Source organism: Micromonospora sp. ATA51 (assembly GCF_016802855.1).
GTDB classification, from domain to species: Bacteria; Actinomycetota; Actinomycetes; order Mycobacteriales; family Micromonosporaceae; genus Micromonospora; species Micromonospora sicca.
In genome coordinates this window covers 1-16,509 of the sequence record NZ_JAEVHJ010000056.1, presented here as the reverse complement: position 1 = coordinate 16,509, position 16,509 = coordinate 1, and the positions used below count along the sequence as shown (strand labels likewise).

19 protein-coding genes are annotated in these 16,509 nt (G+C 67.6%); 9 read left to right on the top strand and 10 right to left on the bottom strand.

Features of this window, described 5'->3' with window-relative positions; genetic code table 11:
- Nucleotides 1-106: 106 nt before the first annotated feature.
- The 9 genes from JNW87_RS12055 to JNW87_RS12015 all read right to left on the bottom strand — a co-directional run bounded on the left by JNW87_RS12055 (nucleotide 107) and on the right by JNW87_RS12015 (nucleotide 5,996).
- Nucleotides 107-451: a hypothetical protein gene (locus JNW87_RS12055; protein ID WP_238453693.1), complete on the bottom strand. Its 345-nt coding sequence runs from the start codon at nucleotides 449-451 to the stop codon at nucleotides 107-109.
- On the bottom strand, nucleotides 448-882 hold the full coding sequence (locus JNW87_RS12050; protein ID WP_238453692.1) for a DUF6283 family protein: 435 nt from the start codon (nucleotides 880-882) through the stop codon (nucleotides 448-450). The genes JNW87_RS12055 and JNW87_RS12050 overlap by 4 nt, the downstream gene beginning before the upstream one ends.
- A gap of 169 nt (nucleotides 883-1,051) precedes the next feature.
- Nucleotides 1,052-1,315, bottom strand: a complete 264-nt coding sequence (locus JNW87_RS12045; RefSeq protein WP_238453691.1) for a hypothetical protein — start codon at nucleotides 1,313-1,315, stop codon at nucleotides 1,052-1,054.
- Nucleotides 1,312-1,902, bottom strand: a complete 591-nt coding sequence (locus JNW87_RS12040; protein WP_238453690.1) for a hypothetical protein — start codon at nucleotides 1,900-1,902, stop codon at nucleotides 1,312-1,314. The genes JNW87_RS12045 and JNW87_RS12040 overlap by 4 nt, the downstream gene beginning before the upstream one ends.
- 78 nt (nucleotides 1,903-1,980) lie before the next feature.
- Nucleotides 1,981-2,616 carry a GGDEF domain-containing protein gene (locus JNW87_RS12035; RefSeq protein WP_238453689.1) on the bottom strand — a complete coding sequence of 212 codons (636 nt, stop codon included), beginning with the start codon at nucleotides 2,614-2,616 and terminating at the stop codon, nucleotides 1,981-1,983.
- Nucleotides 2,617-2,709: 93 nt separating this feature from the next.
- On the bottom strand, nucleotides 2,710-3,513 hold the full coding sequence (locus JNW87_RS12030; protein WP_238453688.1) for a MarR family transcriptional regulator: 804 nt from the start codon (nucleotides 3,511-3,513) through the stop codon (nucleotides 2,710-2,712).
- A 276-nt stretch (nucleotides 3,514-3,789) separates the two neighbouring features.
- Complete coding sequence (locus JNW87_RS12025; protein ID WP_238453687.1) at nucleotides 3,790-4,368, bottom strand: RNA polymerase sigma factor; 579 nt, start codon at nucleotides 4,366-4,368, stop codon at nucleotides 3,790-3,792.
- Between the two features lie 157 nt (nucleotides 4,369-4,525).
- Nucleotides 4,526-4,894, bottom strand: coding sequence for a hypothetical protein (locus tag JNW87_RS12020; protein ID WP_238453686.1), 369 nt, complete (start codon nucleotides 4,892-4,894; stop codon nucleotides 4,526-4,528).
- Between the two features lie 271 nt (nucleotides 4,895-5,165).
- Nucleotides 5,166-5,996, bottom strand: a complete 831-nt coding sequence (locus JNW87_RS12015; protein WP_238453685.1) for a hypothetical protein — start codon at nucleotides 5,994-5,996, stop codon at nucleotides 5,166-5,168.
- A gap of 808 nt (nucleotides 5,997-6,804) precedes the next feature.
- On the opposite strand from JNW87_RS12015, the gene JNW87_RS12010 reads away from it, so the two are divergent.
- Nucleotides 6,805-7,575: an AAA family ATPase gene (locus JNW87_RS12010; RefSeq protein ID WP_238453684.1), complete on the top strand. Its 771-nt coding sequence runs from the start codon at nucleotides 6,805-6,807 to the stop codon at nucleotides 7,573-7,575.
- Nucleotides 7,576-7,770: 195 nt separating this feature from the next.
- Here JNW87_RS12010 and JNW87_RS12005 read toward each other — a convergent pair whose 3' ends face one another.
- Entirely contained in the window at nucleotides 7,771-7,986 is a 216-nt protein-coding gene (locus tag JNW87_RS12005) for an AlpA family transcriptional regulator (RefSeq protein WP_238453683.1), read from the bottom strand.
- A gap of 152 nt (nucleotides 7,987-8,138) precedes the next feature.
- On the opposite strand from JNW87_RS12005, the gene JNW87_RS12000 reads away from it, so the two are divergent.
- The 8 genes from JNW87_RS12000 (at nucleotide 8,139) to JNW87_RS11965 (ending at nucleotide 16,116) form a co-directional block, all read left to right on the top strand.
- A complete protein-coding gene (locus JNW87_RS12000) occupies nucleotides 8,139-8,426 on the top strand; it encodes a hypothetical protein (protein WP_238453682.1) in 288 nt (95 codons plus the stop codon).
- A 330-nt stretch (nucleotides 8,427-8,756) separates the two neighbouring features.
- Nucleotides 8,757-9,608 (top strand): hypothetical protein, encoded by an 852-nt coding sequence (locus tag JNW87_RS11995; protein ID WP_238453681.1) that lies wholly within the window; start codon nucleotides 8,757-8,759, stop codon nucleotides 9,606-9,608.
- Nucleotides 9,571-10,002: a hypothetical protein gene (locus JNW87_RS11990; RefSeq protein WP_309233943.1), complete on the top strand. Its 432-nt coding sequence runs from the start codon at nucleotides 9,571-9,573 to the stop codon at nucleotides 10,000-10,002. The genes JNW87_RS11995 and JNW87_RS11990 overlap by 38 nt, the downstream gene beginning before the upstream one ends.
- 95 nt (nucleotides 10,003-10,097) lie before the next feature.
- Entirely contained in the window at nucleotides 10,098-10,745 is a 648-nt protein-coding gene (locus JNW87_RS11985; RefSeq protein WP_238453679.1) for a hypothetical protein, read from the top strand.
- Complete coding sequence (locus JNW87_RS11980; protein WP_238453678.1) at nucleotides 10,738-11,427, top strand: hypothetical protein; 690 nt, start codon at nucleotides 10,738-10,740, stop codon at nucleotides 11,425-11,427. Before JNW87_RS11985 ends, JNW87_RS11980 begins: the two co-directional genes overlap by 8 nt.
- Nucleotides 11,322-13,613, top strand: coding sequence for a hypothetical protein (locus tag JNW87_RS11975; RefSeq protein WP_238453677.1), 2,292 nt, complete (start codon nucleotides 11,322-11,324; stop codon nucleotides 13,611-13,613). Before JNW87_RS11980 ends, JNW87_RS11975 begins: the two co-directional genes overlap by 106 nt.
- A 1,010-nt stretch (nucleotides 13,614-14,623) precedes the next feature.
- A complete protein-coding gene (locus tag JNW87_RS11970; RefSeq protein WP_238453704.1) occupies nucleotides 14,624-15,538 on the top strand; it encodes an IS982 family transposase in 915 nt (304 codons plus the stop codon).
- A gap of 374 nt (nucleotides 15,539-15,912) precedes the next feature.
- A complete protein-coding gene (locus JNW87_RS11965) occupies nucleotides 15,913-16,116 on the top strand; it encodes a cold-shock protein (protein ID WP_238453676.1) in 204 nt (67 codons plus the stop codon).
- The last annotated feature ends 393 nt before the right edge of the window (nucleotides 16,117-16,509 follow it).

The window sequence follows — 16,509 nt, the reverse complement described above, 5'->3', positions numbered from 1 at the left end:
AAGGGCCACGCAACCGACAGGTCGCGTGGCCCTTCACCCGGGAGTGCCCGGTGGTGTGGTGGTCCTGTTTGGCCGGGTGTGCGTCAGCTCCGCGGCCCGGCGGCGGTCAGGTGCGCGGCTCCGGCCACACGGTGACGCGGTCGACGCCTGTGGCCTCGGCCAGCTCGGTGAGGTAGTCGGACCAGCTGGTGAGCCAGCGGGCGGGCAGGCTCGGATCGAACTGCCGCGCGGTCACGTCGACCACCCGCCCATCGGCGGGGTCGCCGCCGCAGTCGGTGACGTAGACCGTGCGGTGCACGAAGGCGATGACCCCGGCGGGGTGGCCCAGCCAGCCGGCCACGTCAACGACCCGTGCGGAATAGCCGAGATCCCGCAGCCGGGAGGCGGTGGCGGGAGCCCAGGTGAGGCAATCGCCGTCGACGGGCACCAGCGGCACGGGCAGCGTCTTCACCGCGGTGTCCAGTCCGCGTGCGGCGATCTGCGGGGCCAGGCGGTCGATCGCCCGCCTGGCCTTCGGTCCGGATCGTGGATGCGGGCCATGCCGTGGTCGGCGGCCTCCTTCCCGGACCCGAACAGCGGCACCGGAGATGTGTAGTCGCGGGTGTTGGCGATCTCGTCGGGGCTCATTCCCTGCAGGGCGGCCATGCGTAGGGCGAGAAGTTCGTTGCCGTCGTGGCAGCCGGCCCAGCCGGCGCAGACCCGCCCGTCGGCCTGGTGGCAGAGGAACAGCCCGGGTGGCTGCAGGGCGGTCGGCGTGTCGTAGTCGGGCAGCTTGGCGTACTCGGAGGCGTCCCACACCCCGGAGGGGACGTCACGGCGGTAGGGGCAGGTGCCGCAGGGCGACTTCGCTGGCCCACGGGTGTCGGCGTGCCGGCCGCTCATCGCGTCCTCCCCGTCGCAGACGCGTCATCGACCGCCCGTGTGGAGGCTTCACGCGGGTTGGCGGGAGTGCTGCCGGCACATCGACGTGCGGTCATAAACCTGGCGTCGCCGTTGCCCGGCAATGTGGGCGTCCTGCCGTCGATCCCGGCGAGGGCCATGTCGAAGGTCGTCATGCCTGCTCCTGTTCGGCGGCGGGCGGCCACGGGGCGGGTTTGGCGTGCCAGCCGAAGATCGGGTCGGTGGTTTCCGCGGAGCCGCAGCGGGTGCAGCGGATGTAGGTGTCCTCGCCGTAGCCGGCCATGGAGGGAAGTTCGTCCTGGACGATCTCGTCGACCGCCCCGCACACCCGGCAGCGCAGCGACGTTCCGTCGGGACCGCAGGCGCTGAAGATGGGGTCGTCGTCGGCGTCGCGCGCGGCCTGTGGGCCGGTCATGAAACGACCTCGCGGGTGTTGTCGCCGCTGAATCGGGCGGTGGCGGCGAGCAGGGCGGCCAGCCCAGGCAGGGTGGCGGGCGTGTCGTCGGGGTCCGGGATGTCGTCGACGAGCAGCAGCGGGTGGTCCTCGCCGCGCAGGTGGCTGAGTTGGTAGACGCGGCCGTCGGTGTCGACGGCGTCGACGCGGCGGACCTGGCGGGGTTCCCGGTCGACGGTGAGGACGTCGTCGTAGAGGGCGGCCCAGGCCAGCAGCCGCGCGTCGGGTTCGGTGTGGCGGATCAAGCCGATGATGGTGTCGAGGGTGGCCTGGTAGGGCCGCGGCGGTTCGGGGTGGTCGAGGCCGGCCGCGAGGCGGTGCAGCAGCACGGGCAGCCCGGCGGGGTCGGTGAGCAGGTCGTCGGGGTGCAGCGGGAACTCCACGCCGCGCATCGCGCGCAGCGGCGCCGTTCCGGCCGTGTCGAGGCGCCGTTCGTGGATCAGCAGCAGCGTCGCGGGGCCCCCCCAGCCGAGGGTTTCGGCGTCGGCGTCGGCGGCCAGGAGGCAGCCGGCCAGGGTGTGGACAGCGGGGAAGGACAGCACAGTCATCTCCCTCGAAGAGGCGGACATGGAAGGGACCCCGCAGCCGGCGGCTGCGGGGTCCCTGAAGGGCATGAGGGTCGGGGTTCAGCGGTAGTGGCGGTCCCGGCTGCGCCGGCCCGGCGGTGTGGTGAGGGGGTGGTGTCCGCAGACGCCGGTGGCCGAGCGTTTGGCGTGGTACATGGCCTCGTCGGCTTCAGCGAGCAGCTGGCGAGGACTCGTCTGCAGGTGGGTGTGGGTGTAGCCGACGGAGGCGCGGATGCTGATCTCGCCGGTGTCGAGACCGATGGGAGCGGCGCCGATGGCGCGCCAGGCGGCGCGGGCGGCAGCAGCGGTGTCGTCCTGGTCGCCACGGACGAGGAGCGCGAACTCGTCGCCGGACAGGCGGGCGGCGACCTCGACAGGAGCGTCCAGACCGGCGATCAGCCGCCCCACCTGGGCGAGGAGGACGTTGCCGGTGTCGTGGCCGAAGGTGTCGTTGACGGTCTTGAACCGGTCGAGGTCGAGCAGCACCACACCGCACGGCGCGCCGTCGGTCAGGGCGGCGCGCAGGCGGGCGAGCAGGAAACGCCGGTTGGGCAGGCCGGTGACGTCGTCGTGGGTGGCGTCGTAGCGGGCCGCTTCCAGGGCTTGCTGCTGGCGCCACAGCAGGGCCCCAGCGAGGGCGAGGCCGGCGAGGATCCCGCCGACGGTGGTCACGATCGCGTGCAGGATGGGAGACACTCGTGTCGCTCCTTGAGTAGAAGGAGCACCGGGGGCGGGCGTGAAGGCGTCCAAACTTTGACGCCCGCCCTCGGGCTACCTGACGGGTGCGGGCTATCGGCCGGCGCTGGCGGGGGCGAGCTGGAAGGTGGCCGGGCGCTCGACGGTCTGCATGGCGGTGCCGGCGGCGACGAGCTTGGTCGCGGCGTTGACGACCGCGCCAGGGCTGGCCTTGGCCGCGCCGCTGCCTGCGTTGGCGGCGTCGATGAGCTTGCACAGTTCGCCGGTCTTGTACTGCCGGTCCGGATGGGCCTCGAGGATGTCCAGGATCGCCCCGCGCAGCGACCCGCCGGCTCGTCGGGTCTTCGCCGGGCGGGCCTCGACGCGGGTCGCGTCGACGGTGTCGAAGCTGGCCGTTTCCTGGCCCGGCGTCGAGCCGACCGGCGGCTCACCGGCGCTATCGGCTTCGGTGGAAGTGGGCGTGGTGGTCTCAACGGTCGCTGGCTCGAGGTCGGTTCCTACCCGCTCGGTGTGCTCGTCGATCGACGTCCCCGGATCGCCCAGATCGACGGCCGACAGGTCGTCACCATCTCGGCTCTGCTCGTCGGGGGTTTCCCGCTCGACGGTGGGGCCGGGGGTGACCGGGTCGGCAGGAGTTCGCCCGCCAGATTCGCGGGACGTGGCGGTGGCGGCGCGGCCGGCGGCGGTCAGTCGCCACAAGGTGCGCCCGTCGTCGGTGCGGAACCGCTCCGCCTGCCCGGACTCCTCCCACGCGCGCAACTTCGGGGTGGTCGTGGAATAGCCGAGACCGGCCACCTCGGCTACCGCCGCGGCGGTAGCCTCCCCGAGTTCGGCGAGCGCGGCCAGCACCTTGATCGCGCTGTGCGCCGGACGCGTCTCCTGCGACGTGTCGGTCATACGTATGTCCTTCCTGGTGCGGGGTTGAGGGCCGTGCACTGATCCACGCTTCGACGGCGGGTTTGATCAAGTGCATCGACCGGATCTCGGGACGTGCCGGTGCCGCTCGCATGACCGCTGGCCATCGACGGCGAAGCGATGCGATTCGGTGGCGGCGCGTTGGTGGACGAGGTCCGTCGCGGCGGGAGCGCCAGTGGTGGCGTCTCTGGTCGGGCTGGGCATGGTGAGGCCCCACGGCCAGACGGCGGCGGGGCGTATTGCGGGCAGGATTGGAGCTCAGCCGGTGTGGGCGGCGTGCAGGCGGCGTAGCGCCCTGCGCTCCAGGTCCCGTACGGCGGCGACGCTGCGGCCCATCATCTGCGCGGTGTGGTCGCGGCGGTAGCCGTCGAGGTAGCGCAGCTGGATCGCCCGCCGCTGCAGGGTGGTGAGCCGGGCGAGGGCATGGCTGAACCCGGGCCGGGCCAGCACGGTCGCCCGCGTCGTCTCCAGGGCGTTGTCGACGGTGTCGACGGTGTTGAGGGTGCGGCCTTCGTAGACGGTGTAGGCGGTGCGGAGGTAGCGGCGCTGCGCCCAGGTGTGGCGGGTGACTGCGCGGGCGGACAGGCGCAGCATGGACCCGAGCAGGTCAGGCTCGAGCAGGCCCGGGTCGGCCAGCGCGTCGCAGAAGGCGTCGTGAACCAGGTCGTCGGCGCATCCGCTGTCGCGGTCGCGCAGCCGGGCGGCGACGTAGCGGGTCAGGACGTCGGCGGTGCGCCGGTACAGCTCACCGAACGCGTCGCGGTCGCCGCCCTGCAGGCGGAACAGCAGGTCCAGGTCGGCGTCGGTGACGGGCCGGCGCGGTTGTGCGGTCCTCATCGAGGGTTCCCTCCGGTACTGCATTGGGTGGGAACCCCGGGCAGGGCCGTGCGGCCGTGCCCGGGGGTGCGCGGGATCGCGCGGGTGGCCGGGCAACGGCCAGGTCGTGCGGTTGTCAGGACGTCTCAGCGGGCGGCAGGCGCCGCCTGGTGTACGGCTACCGGTGAGCGCCGCCGTCGGTCGGGGTGCCGGATCGCCGTGCCTGCAGGTCGTAGGAGCTGGCGAGGATCTGGCGGGCGCGGCCGGTCAGCGCGGTCAGGCCCAGACGCAGCCGGGAGCGAGCCGGGACGCGGGTGGATCCGCTGTGCTGCCAGAACCACAGGTGGGCGCCGATGCTGTAGTAGCCGGCGCGGTCGGGGTGGCAGCGGTCGACCACGTCGAGGCGAATCCGGTCGCCGGTGTCGTGCTCTTTCAGCAGGACGAGCGTGTCGCCGTCGAAGCGCAACCGCGGGTGCTCCCCGGGCATGCTGTCGGATCTCGATGGGCCGTCGAGGTCGGCGGCGATGCGGTGGGCGGTGTCGATCAAGGAGCGGGAAGAGGAATAGAGCGGCCTGTCGCAGGCCGAGCTGTGTTGGCGCCCCAAGCCCGGGGCGCCGGGCGGTGCGGCAACCGGCCATATGGACGGCACGCGGCGCAGCGGGGCGACCTCGGTGTGACAGGTCGTGCGGTGGTCCCTGCTGATGTTTGGACTGCAGTTGTCGGCGGGCGCGCTAAGAGGGCAGGCCAGGCGGGCAGCGCACCTGGCGTCCCCGGTTGGGGTGAGGTGCGCTGGCCCGGCCGGGTCCGCGAGTGGTGGGCTACAGGGCGACGGCGATCAGCCGCTGCTGCGGTGCGAGGGTGTCGAGGTAGCGCAGGGCCTGCTCGAGATAGGTGACGCGGTCGGCAAGGGCGTCGCTGACGGGGGCGAGCTTGCGTCCGTCGGCGGTCAGCAGCGCGTCGCCGACCACGGCAGTGGCTGCGCTGTAGTGCTGGTACGCCAGCGGGCCGGCCTGGTACATCTCCAGCTCCCCGATGCCGGGTTGCCCGGCGCCGGGGTTGGTGGCGGCGTGCAGGCGCATCGCGTTGACGCGGGGTTGGGCATGGAAGTCCGCGGTGGCGGCGTCGTAGGGGTACCGGTCGGGGTTGGCGAGGTGCCGTGCCTCGAAGGCGGGCCATCCGGTGGCGGGTCGGGTGCCGTGAACGGCGTGCTGCCAGATCTGGTGGCGGATGCCGGCGCCGACGGCGGCGGCATGGCGCATGCCAGGCAGGTCGAGCAGTCGGACGGGTCCGCCGGCGCAGGGCGCGGGTTGGCCCCTGCGCAGGCCGATAATGTCGTGGCGCTGCCACAGCCGCAGCCCGGGTACGGCCCAGAAGTGGGCGGTGAGGGTGCCGGTGACGCCGAAGTGCTTGTCGAGCTGGTGGGCGGTGAGCGCCTCACCGGGTAGGTCGTCGGGCAGGCACACGATCATCGTGTGGATGGTCGGGGCCGGCGTGACGTTCGGCCGCGGGACGGGGCGCCTCGTCGCGGGGGCGGGGGCTGGCTTGGCCGTGTGGGTGGTGGCCGCCCGGACGGGGGCCGGCCTGGTGGGGAGGGTGGACACGCGGCTGCCGTGGCGGGTCAGCGGGGTGCCGTTGACGGTTGGGGTCATGAAGGGTCCTCCTTGGTGCGGGGCGCCCGGGGGGCGCGCAGAGGCGACCGGCCCATCGGGTGCGTGGGTCGGGTCGAGGAACCTGGGGTCAGGTGGTGCGGGTTGGTTGGTGCGACCTGGAGGGGTCGCCGCGCGGTGCGCGTGCCGACCGGCCGGAGCGGGTGGGCGTGGCGCACCGGGTAGGTGCGGCGAGGGATCCCTGAGGTGGGACCGAACCGGGTGGAGCGATATGTGGGTGAGGGTGTTGCCGAAGAAGGTAGCGGCGGTCTCTCACAGCGCTCCCCGGCCGCACCGCGGCCCGAGAACGGCCTTGGCCTGCACTGTGAGAGATCAACACCCTTGACAGGCGGGTCGCGGGCGCGAACGTTGTGAGAGCCGACCGCACTCACAGCCGATCTTGTTGTCTGACAGACGCGCACTGTAGTGACGTTGTGGGGGCCGCGGGCTGGACGTGACCGCCCGGCAGGTCAAGCAGCTCGCCCAGGCAATGCTGCCCTGGGACGAGACGGGGACCACGACGATGGCCCAACACCAGAAGGTGGTACGCCCCGCCGTCTGCCAGCGGACACCAGGACCTCCAGGTGGGCGGACAGCACGCGAAATTTTTGCAACTACCGACAGTGACCGTTGGCGGGAGCTGATGCGCCGGGCCTCACAGCGGAAGGGACGCGGTGGCTCGGCACTGCTTGCCGCGCCTTCGACGGCGGTGGGGCGACCGCGTCAGCCGCCGAGGCGGCGAGGCGGGCTGCCCGCCAACTACCGTTGAGGCGCTGGAGGACATGGCGGCGGAGCAGGGGGTCGCGTGGTGGTGACCGGTCCCAATGCGTCGGCCCGACGTCGAGGCGGCGGCGGTTTCCTGCGGTGGGTGGAGCTGGCCGAGGCCGACGCGGACCTGTCGGGCTATCCATTCACGCTGCCCGTCGTCGAAGGGCTACGGGCGGCGGGCCGGCTGGAACTGGATCCGGCGGTGACGTTTCTGGTCGGCGACAACGGCACCGGCAAGTCGACGTTGATCGAGGCGATCGCGGTGGCGTCCGGGTTCAACCCCGAGGGCGGATCAGCCAACTTCCGGTTCAGCACCCGCGCCACAGAGTCGCCCCTCGGTGAGTACCTGCGACTGGTTCGCGGGATCGGTAAGCCGCGCACCGGGTTCTTCCTGCGCGCCGAGTCGTTCTACAACGTGGCCACTGAGATCGACCGCCTCGGTGTCGGCAATAGCTATGGCGGCCGCAGCCTGCACGAGCGTTCCCACGGCGAGTCGTTCCTCGACCTGGCTACCCACCGGTTCGGGTCGCGTGGGCTGTACCTGCTCGACGAGCCGGAGGCGGCGCTGTCGGTGCACGGCTGCCTGGCGATGCTCACCCGGATCCGCGACCTCGCTGAGACCGGTTCGCAGTTCGTCGTGGCCACCCATTCACCGATCCTGCTGGCCGTACCGCACGCGCGGATCCTGCAGATCGACGTCACCGGCACCATCAGCGAGGTCAGCTACGACGAGGCGCAGCCGGTGGTGTTGACCCGCTCGTTCCTGGCCGACCCGCAGCGGTACCTGCACTACCTGTTCGGCGACGACCGTTGACCCGCACGGCCGGACCGGAACATGCAGGCGCCGCCCGGCCCGCGGCAGGTCCCGAAGGGGTGGGCATAGAGCCAGGCCGGGCTCCCTCGAACGTCCGTCCCGCGTTCGAGGTGCGCAGCCTCCCGCGCCTTCGGCCGGTGGAGCCCGGCGAGCGACGGAGAGCCTCCGAGTGGTTGCCCTGCCGGTCCAGGCGAGCTATTCGGCGTCGTCGCCGTCGGTGACCCGAGGTGGGCGGTGCGCGGCAATCCACGCCTCAACGTCGGCGCGCAGCCAAACCGTGGTCCCATGCAGGCGTTGGAACGGCTCCGGGAAGGTCGGGTAGCGCACGAGCTGGCGCATGCGGGTTCGGCTCACGCCGAGCAGCTCTTGGAGCTCGTGGGGGCCGACCAGCGGCCCCGGGACCTCACCCACACCGCGACCGTAGGCCGATCCGGCAGTGCCGAATTAGGCCTACCTGCTTGCGCAGTCCTTTCGAGTGGCCCAGAGTAATCCCATGGCGGCCGTCCGGTGGAGGACCCGAGCCGGCGGGCGGTCGCCACCTCAACTCGATAGGAGGGGCAAAGGTGGAGCAGGCGACCGAGCTGGAGTGGCTGCGCGAACGGGTGAAGGGCTTGGAGACGGCGTTGAAATGCTCGCGGCGGGAGCTGTTCGACATGCGCTGCCGATTGGCGCTGATCGCCCGGGTGGCGGAGGACCTCGACCGCGTTCGGCGGGCTCCCGGGGTAGCGATGGGTGCGATCAACGCGGCGTTGTACTCCGAGACCCCGAACGTGCTGCGGGTCGGTCGACACGTGTCGCGGCGGCGGCCGGGGCACGTCGTCGAGCCGGGTGGCGGGGGCCTTCTGGGCTGAGTCACTCCAGGCCGAAGGGCCGTTCGCGCTGGGAATCGGAGTTTGAACCGGCGTGTGGCTCTGACGGCCTGAGTTGGCCTCAGTGGGCCCGGGCGACTGTTCGACCGCCGGTGCCACCAGGACGGCTATAACTGGCCCACCGCGAAGACGATCGGAACTGCCTTCAACACGGTGAGTCACCGCAGCGGACTTGGCTTACCCTATGCCGGCCAACACCGCCGCCGGTGCGAACCCATCCTCATTTGCCGATGTGAGTGCGCCAGCCTGGCTGGCTTTCCATGCCACTTTATCGGGTGGCATGTTGAAGGTGGATACGAGGATAATCCGACCGTGACGAATCCGGTTGTCGACTGGTCGCCCGCAGACCATCCAGAGGCCATCGCGGTCTCGGAGATCCAGTGGTGGGAGCGTGCTGCAGCGCTTGCTCTGTTGCGCATGCACGATTCTGACGACCACCGCATCTCGTGGTTCAGCTCGCGTCAGATCGACGCTCGCCAGCTCATCCTTGCTCTCCGGCAGCTTCTTGCCGCAGTCCCGCTCGTAGATGGCCGGTTGCAGGAGCTCGGGCTCGATCAGGCTCTGAACGCTCTCAGGCAGGCAAAGCAAGAGTACGAGCAAGCCCTGCCGGGGTTGACCGAGGTGCGAAACGCTCTGATGCACTTCGAGGCGTGGGCGCTCGGGGCTGGCCATGGCCCGCAGAAGCGGCGCGTCGCCGGCGGCGCTCCAGCCCGTGAGGTCGCCAGCGAGTTCTGGGGTTTCGCATACGACCCCGCCATCGAGACTATCTCTCTTGGCCCGTACACCATCTCGGTAAATGCGGTTGCCGGCGCTGTCGCTCGACTCGCGGATGCCGTGTATGCGGCTGCCCGCGCAGTCGCCCACCGCAACGCAGTCGATCTGGGTGCCGACGCCAAGAAGGTGCTGACCGCAGAGGGAGTCTCGACGGACGAAGTATCGTCGTTTCCAAGGTTGATCGTGGGAAGTGACAACAGGCTCTGGCTGTCGCTGAGCTTGGACGGACACGACGAGGAAGCCGAACGTCGTGCGCTGGCGGACCGCGTTGTTAGAGCTCTCCACGCGGCCAATATCAAACTCATCTGCCCCGAGCCGCCCAACGAGCGGGATGTAGCTGGCCCGTTGGCTCGTGGCGGGGCGCTCCTCTGCGAAAGGGCTCCCCGCTAAGCCGGTGCAAAGTTCCTGCGCGTCGCGCTCCAACTCCGCAGCCGACTCCAGTCCGACGTTGCGCAACAAGAAGGACGTAATCTTGGACTTCGTTGACCGCGTCTCCGCGTCTGACGAGATCGACGAGGAGCGGCGCGCCTTCGTCGACGCCCAGCGCCCTGCCGAGCTCGACGCCATCATCGTCGATGAGAACTCCCAACCCCGAAGCGACCAGGACCTTCGTCGACCACGCATTCCGCAACGGCGCCGTCCCACCGCCGGAACCGAGATCCTCCCGCCCGTATCGTGCTTTTCCGCAGCCGGTGGCCACAGCGAGCAGAAGCAACGTGTGCTCACTCGCCGCGGTGTGTTCTTCGAGCGATTTTTCGGGCTGAGTACGGGTGATGCCGAATGACCCATTCGCGCGCCGATATTCGAATGGTCACGCCCACCTTCAGACCTCGTATCTCGCAAGGGAGTGACGCTCCAGTGGTTCCCGATGTCGCATTTATGGATGAGCGGCAGCAGCGAATCTACACCGCGCTAGCGGAGAGACGCTCTGACATCGCCAGAATGTATCGGGCGGCCTTGCTCCTGCTCTCGAGGCCAGCCGAGGTCGGCGACGAGCGAACGCGAATCTCGCACATCTGTCATTCGATGCGTGAAGTTATGAACCGGGTGCTGGGCGCGATGGGGACCACGGCGAGCCCCCGAATCAAACCGTCGAGCGGAAAGCAGGTCCAGGAGCTACCGGACTTGCTGGCGAGGTTTCCGGGCTTGGCTCTTGATGCCGACGGCGAGTCCATCCCCGTTCCACGCGCCGTTGCAGAGGTCTTCGACAAGCTGCTCAAGACGGCAGTGCAAGAGAAGCGGCGCAGTCGGGACGACGTCGCCTCTTTACTCACGGACGACGGCAACAGTGAGCACCTCGTAGTCAAGCGCTGGGTGGAGTCCCGCGACTTCTTCGTAAGATGGGCTCACCTTCAGGATGACGAACCCGAGTTGTCGAAGTTGCCGAGCGAAAACCTTATGCGTACGCACGTGGCAGTTTTCGATGAGCTCTTCGACGCAGTCATTACCGCTTTCTTCGCGCTTCGCCATTCGATAGATGACCTGCTAGCCGAGATCAACTCCCTGGAGGAGGTCGGCAATGAGTAGTTACAAGACGCCGAGCAAAGCCGACGTTCAAGCGGTGCTCCTGAAGATACCGACGTTCCAACTGCGCAGGGTGTTCTACGAAGGTCTCAAAAATCCTCGGTGGGTCCGGCCGTTGTTCGAGGCTGGTGCGTTCACCAACCCGCCTGAGCCAGAGAACACCGACGACGGATACATCCGCGACGTCTACTGGCCTGAGATCTCATACCTGACTCGGGTTGCGTCAGAGGCGTCGACCGACGTGGTCGATGTTTTGCTCTCCCTCGCCAACAGCAACAATGCGTGGGTGCGGCGCGCGGCCTTTGAGATCGGATCGAAGATTCCCGCTGCGGAGGGAGCCCGCCTCAAGCCGCTCCTTCAAGCGTGGACGACGACGCCCGGAGGATTCGGGTGGCGAACGGATCCGAGGGAGCTTGTGTCGTTTGCGATCACGCTTCTTGAAGGCGGTGAGATTAAGACGGGTCGTTGGTTGGCGAACAACCTTTTCGCACCGAAACCCTCTGTCTCTGACGACCCCTTCAGGCGGAAGCAGTTCTTGCACTGGACGACTACTGGTACCAGGAGGAGTTGCCACGCCTGGTGCCAGCGCTCGGTGCGGACGCACTCAAGGCAGTTGCCGGCTGGCTCGCCAACTTTGAGAAGTTCTCCGGCCACGCCGGGGACGAGCACGACTTCAGCGGCATGATTCGCCCGTCAATTAGGGCAGGCGACAATTCCTACCCACGTCCCGAGCACGCCCTGGTCGATGCGGTCAGAGATCTGGCGATACCGGCCGTGCTGGAGGACCCGGAGGCGACTGTAAAGGTGCTCCTCCGCTCGGGCGTGCAACTGCTCCGCAAGATAGCGATGTTCGCTGTTGCCGAGGCGATCCGCCAACGTGCCGACGCAGGCGCCGACGCACGATACCTGCTTGGCGTCGCCGAACGGCTCCTCGGCGACGAGGCGTCCGACGACGACCACCTGCGGGTCGAGTACGCCGAGCTTGCACAGGCGGTTGCGACGGTCGATTCGAGCGCTCTGAACGTCATCAACAGGTTCATCGACTACGCACACGCAGAAGATCTGAAGTGGATGCGTGAACGCCTCGTCGATCCGGACACGCCCGAGAAAGAGGCCGAGGTTCAGATTCAGGAGCGCGCTGACCGCTACAAGCATCATTGGCTGTCTGCGATTGGCGCTGATGCTCTGCCGCCCCAGCTGCGCACCGAGTTGGCCGAGTTGGATGCGCGCAACGGCACGGTCGAGGGAGCGCTCACTCCCTCGGGCATGGTCACCAGCTGGACTGGGCCAAACCCGTACAGCACCCAAGATGAGATGGCGGCAATGAGCCCTACCGAGCTTGTCGCTCACCTTGCGAGCTGGCAGGACACGGGGGACGGCTGGGGACCTGAGCCCTCTCATGAAGGTCAAGGACGAGAGCTCGCCGGGCTCTTGACCACGAACCCGCACGCCATAGCCGGAGTCACGGATCTCATCGAGCAGCTCCGGCCGACCTACCTGCGCGCCATCCTTCACGGATGGGAGGCAGCCCTCAAGGCGGACATTGAACTCGATTGGTCACAGGTCGCCGAGTTGATTCGCGACGTGCTAGCGCACGAGGACGAGTCGCCCTTCCCTGTCGAGGGCGGAACGATGGATGACGACAAAGACTTCCGTTGGGCGAAGAGCGCTGCGGTTGGGCTTCTGGAGGAACTCGTCAAGAAGCGCGACGGCGTGACGATTCCAGACCACTCAGTGGCTCAGTTTGCGAAATTGCTGATCGATGACGCCGAGGACGACGAAGCTTGGGCGGAGTACGACGCGTATGAGGTGGGGGAGAACAGCTGGGACCCACTCACCATGTCGCTCAACTGGCAGTGGCCTAACCGACTGCGGGCGTTGATCTACCTGGCCACCCGGTCCAAGCAAGCGCCCTGGAAGCCGGGCGCGATGGCGGCGATCGAACGAGAGCTCGCGCGAGATGACCGACACGGTGCTGGCCGTGCAGTGCTCGGCGAGAGCACGGGCCGCTTCCTGGCCGACTCGCCGGAATGGCTGAAGGGCCACCTCGAAGAGTTCTCCGGCTCTGAACATGGCCTATCCGTTCAGCAGCAGATTGTCTTGACCACGGCTCTTGCCACGCACTACTACCACCGCGATTTGTACGACCTACTAAGCGGTCCGATGATTGCTGCGATTGACATCGGCGATGCGATCGTCCGTGGATGGCCTAGTGAGTCCAATCCTGTCCAGCGAGTTGGCGAATGGGCCGTCGATGCACTGATATACGGCCATAAGACGGCCAGCGATCCGGTTGTCCACGCGTTCTTCACGACGGCCGATGCCAAGATCCGTGGCGACGCACTCGGCGCTATCGCTCGGTCGTTCTTCCATGCTAGCCACGTTGACGATGAGATCCGCGATCGGTTCGGAGACCTCTGGGACGAGCGCATCCAGCACGTCAAGGATCATCCGGAGGACCATGAAGAGCTGATGGGCTTCTACTGGATCGCTAAGGGCGACAAGTTTCCGGTCCAATGGTGGTTGCCACGGCTGAGGGAGGCATTGGAGCTGGAGCCGGCGATTGCGACGGAGCGGTACATGATCGGTAAGGACCTGGCACAAGCCTCTACGGTCGACCCGGCGACTGCTTTCGTGGTGCTCAAACTTCTCCTAGACGGGCGTGGCGCGGGCGGCATGGTGTCCTACGACCTCACACGGAATGCGGTGCCAGTGGTGATTGCGAACGCTATGACGGCTGGAGACACTGGCCTGAAGTCGGCCGCGGAGGCGTATATGAACGACCTCGGCGCGAAGGGGAACCTCGAACTGGAAGCGGAGGTCAAGGCCGTTCTCGATGGGGCGGTGACCATCGCGGATATCGATGACTGAGCCTTTTCAAACCTGATCTTGCAGGGCAGACGTGTATGTACGGCCCAGTGATCGATGAGGGTGAGGCTCGAGGTAAGACAGCAAATCGACCAGAACCCGATGCCCCGCCTCGGGCGCCTCGCTCGTGCGTCCTACCCGTCCACGATCTCATTGAACCTTTTCCAACCTGGCATCGAGCCCGACGGCACCGAGCCGTCGACCAGCGCCGGCCGCTGCCGGCCTCGCCACGTTGAAAAAGAATCACTGGAAAACGGCGTACCTCGCCCGGTGGGCAGCTAGCCGAACGTTCGTCTGGCTCGACGACGAATCACCGACGTCGACCGCCGATGGGCGCAAACCCACAATCGGGGAAATGCTTTGCTGTACCGGGTGAACCCGTCCATCGACCTTGCTGATCGCGACTTCGCCCAAAGCCGCGAGTGGCTCGCAGCGCTTTAGCAAACCTCGTGATCGGCTCAACTCACATGCCGCCGACCGCGCGCTACGCAGTGTCACCACAACCGGATCGAGCCGGCGCCCGGTCGTGCCGATGTGAGTGCATCCGTGGGCACACGGCCTGGGCAACACGGCGGACGTCCGGGATTCGGGGTGCGATTCAACATCATGTCGTCAGGCTGACTACCTCGGGGCCGGATAGCTCTTACGCAGGCCAGCCACCGTACGGCGGTATTGCATTCGACGTCTCTCGACCCTTCAGCGCTCGCCATTGCGCGGTATGCCAGCCGCCCCGCACGGCCACCAGCGTCGGGCACGACGCGAACCACACCAAGGTTCTCCACCGAGACCACTGGGCGAGCCGGCCGATCCGCCCACCTGCCCCCGTCCCGCCTCGGAGCCGGACAGCGCTTCCGCAGGTGCCCACGCCGAGTAATCGAGCCCGTGTGGACGGACATCGTGGCCGCTCGTCCTGACGGCGCCCGACTAGACGAGTGATTCCTGGGCGGGGCTGCGGAACAGGCAAGGGCATCCATGATCGGCGTTGCATACCCAACGTCGAGCCTGGAGGCCCGGTGGACGCCGATCTGGACACCCTTGCCATCGCACTGTACGTGAAGATCGATGACGAGTTGAAGGCCCGACCCGAACTGGTCAAACCCGGACCAGCGGGCGGGATCGCGCCGAAACTGTCCGACCCGGAGCTGATCACCATGGCCGTCATGCAGGCCCTGCTCGGGTACCACTCGGAACGTCGGTGGCTGCGCCACATGGGCAAACACCTCCGGCATCTGTTCCCCTACCAGCCCAAACAGCCCGGCTACAACAAGCGCATGCACGCCGCACTCCCGTTGATCAAGCACTTCATCCGGGCCTTGGCAGGCGACACCGACTTCTGGTTCGACAACCACTGGATCCTCGACTCCACCCCAGTGGAGTGCGGCCGGTCGAGGCCCACCGTCAAACGGTCCGACGCCGCCGGCTGGGCCGCCTACGGCTACTGCGCCTCCCACTCCCGATTCTTCTGGGGACTACGCCTGTACCTGATCTGCACCCCGACCGGCATGCCGATCCTGTGGGCCCTGGCCGATGCGAAGATCGGCGAGCGGGAAGTTGTCGAGGCGATGCTCGACCGTGAACCGCACCTGCTCGCCGACGGGCCTGGCCTGCTGCTGATCACCGACAAGGGCTTCGCGTCGAAACGGTTCGAGAAAGACCTGGCCGAGCGGGCTGTCACCCTGCTGCGTCCGAACCGTAAGAACGAGAAGACCCGGCCTGGTCAGGCGCTACTCAAGTCGGTCCGCCAGTTGATCGAATCCGTGAACGACACCCTCAAGGGCCAGCTTGACCTGGAACTGCACGGCGGCCGCACGTTCACCGGCATCGCCGTACGCGTCGCGCAACGCCTGCTGGCCATGACCGCCGCGATCTGGCACAACCACAAAACCGGCCAGCCCGTCACCCGAAGCCTCATCGCCTACGACCACTAAAACCGCAGGCAACCCCAGGAATCACTCGTCTAGAATTCACGCCACATCAGGCGCGACCTGCCGATTCTCGGTGTCGCTGCCACTTCCCAATCTTGCAACTAGCCCATCGTGAACCCGGTCAACGCGCCGTCCACGCGGTGTGGCAAGCAGACGAGTGACCAGGTCCACTCACCGCCATGGGATCGACGACGGATCATGTGCTACGGTAGCCGAGTTGCAGTTTTGATTTCCGTAGACGTCTTCCGGCGCCTGATGGGGCATCTGAAACCCATCCAGGCGCTTTTCGTTTTTCGTGTCGTTTCGACGCGGGTGATCAACGCGGCGGCGTAAGGGTCCGCACAGTGCGGTCTCTAACAGCCTGCGAAGGAGCAGACATGACTACAGGTACCGTGAAGTGGTTCAACGCCGACAAGGGCTTCGGCTTCATCACGCCGGACGACGGCGGCGCCGACGTCTTCGCCCACTTCTCCGCGATCTCGGCGAGCGGCTTCCGCAGCCTCGACGAGAATCAGAAGGTGGAGTTCGACATCACCCAAGGCCAGAAGGGCCCGCAGGCGGAGAACATCCGCCCGCTTTGATCCACACTCTGCGAACGGCGGCCCGACTGGTTCAGCGGGCCGCCGTTCGGCGTTTCATGCGCTCACCACGGCATCGCGAAAATCGTCTGATCGGCAGAAGGCCGGCCATCTCGGTGTGGAGCCAGCTCAGCATTGCCCCCGTGTTCTCTTCTCTGGATCGATTCGGACCTCGGGCGCTAGTCTGCCCAGGTTGACTGTCAGCTCGCCCAAGTCGCGCCTCTGGCTCATGAGCCAGACAGACACAGACATCGACCCTTATCGCTAACGAGCCGAATTCCGCATCGCCGCCGCCCTCAGGGCGTTCGCAAGGTAGAGATTTGCCCGTTTACGTGAGTCCAAGCAGTTGTAGGGATCGGTACGGGTTCCGGCTGTTTTGCCGTAGGGCTGGCGCGA

Coding starts and splice junctions, on each gene's coding strand:
- JNW87_RS12050 (WP_238453692.1), bottom strand. CDS start 882: ATGAGCGGCCGGCACGCCGACACCCGTGGGCCAGCGAAGTCGCCCTGC.
- JNW87_RS12045 (WP_238453691.1), bottom strand. CDS start 1,315: ATGACCGGCCCACAGGCCGCGCGCGACGCCGACGACGACCCCATCTTC.
- JNW87_RS12040 (WP_238453690.1), bottom strand. CDS start 1,902: ATGACTGTGCTGTCCTTCCCCGCTGTCCACACCCTGGCCGGCTGCCTC.
- JNW87_RS12030 (WP_238453688.1), bottom strand. CDS start 3,513: ATGACCGACACGTCGCAGGAGACGCGTCCGGCGCACAGCGCGATCAAG.
- JNW87_RS12025 (WP_238453687.1), bottom strand. CDS start 4,368: ATGAGGACCGCACAACCGCGCCGGCCCGTCACCGACGCCGACCTGGAC.
- JNW87_RS12015 (WP_238453685.1), bottom strand. CDS start 5,996: ATGACCCCAACCGTCAACGGCACCCCGCTGACCCGCCACGGCAGCCGC.
- JNW87_RS11985 (WP_238453679.1), top strand. CDS start 10,098: ATGGATGAGCGGCAGCAGCGAATCTACACCGCGCTAGCGGAGAGACGC.
- JNW87_RS11980 (WP_238453678.1), top strand. CDS start 10,738: ATGAGTAGTTACAAGACGCCGAGCAAAGCCGACGTTCAAGCGGTGCTC.
- JNW87_RS11965 (WP_238453676.1), top strand. CDS start 15,913: ATGACTACAGGTACCGTGAAGTGGTTCAACGCCGACAAGGGCTTCGGC.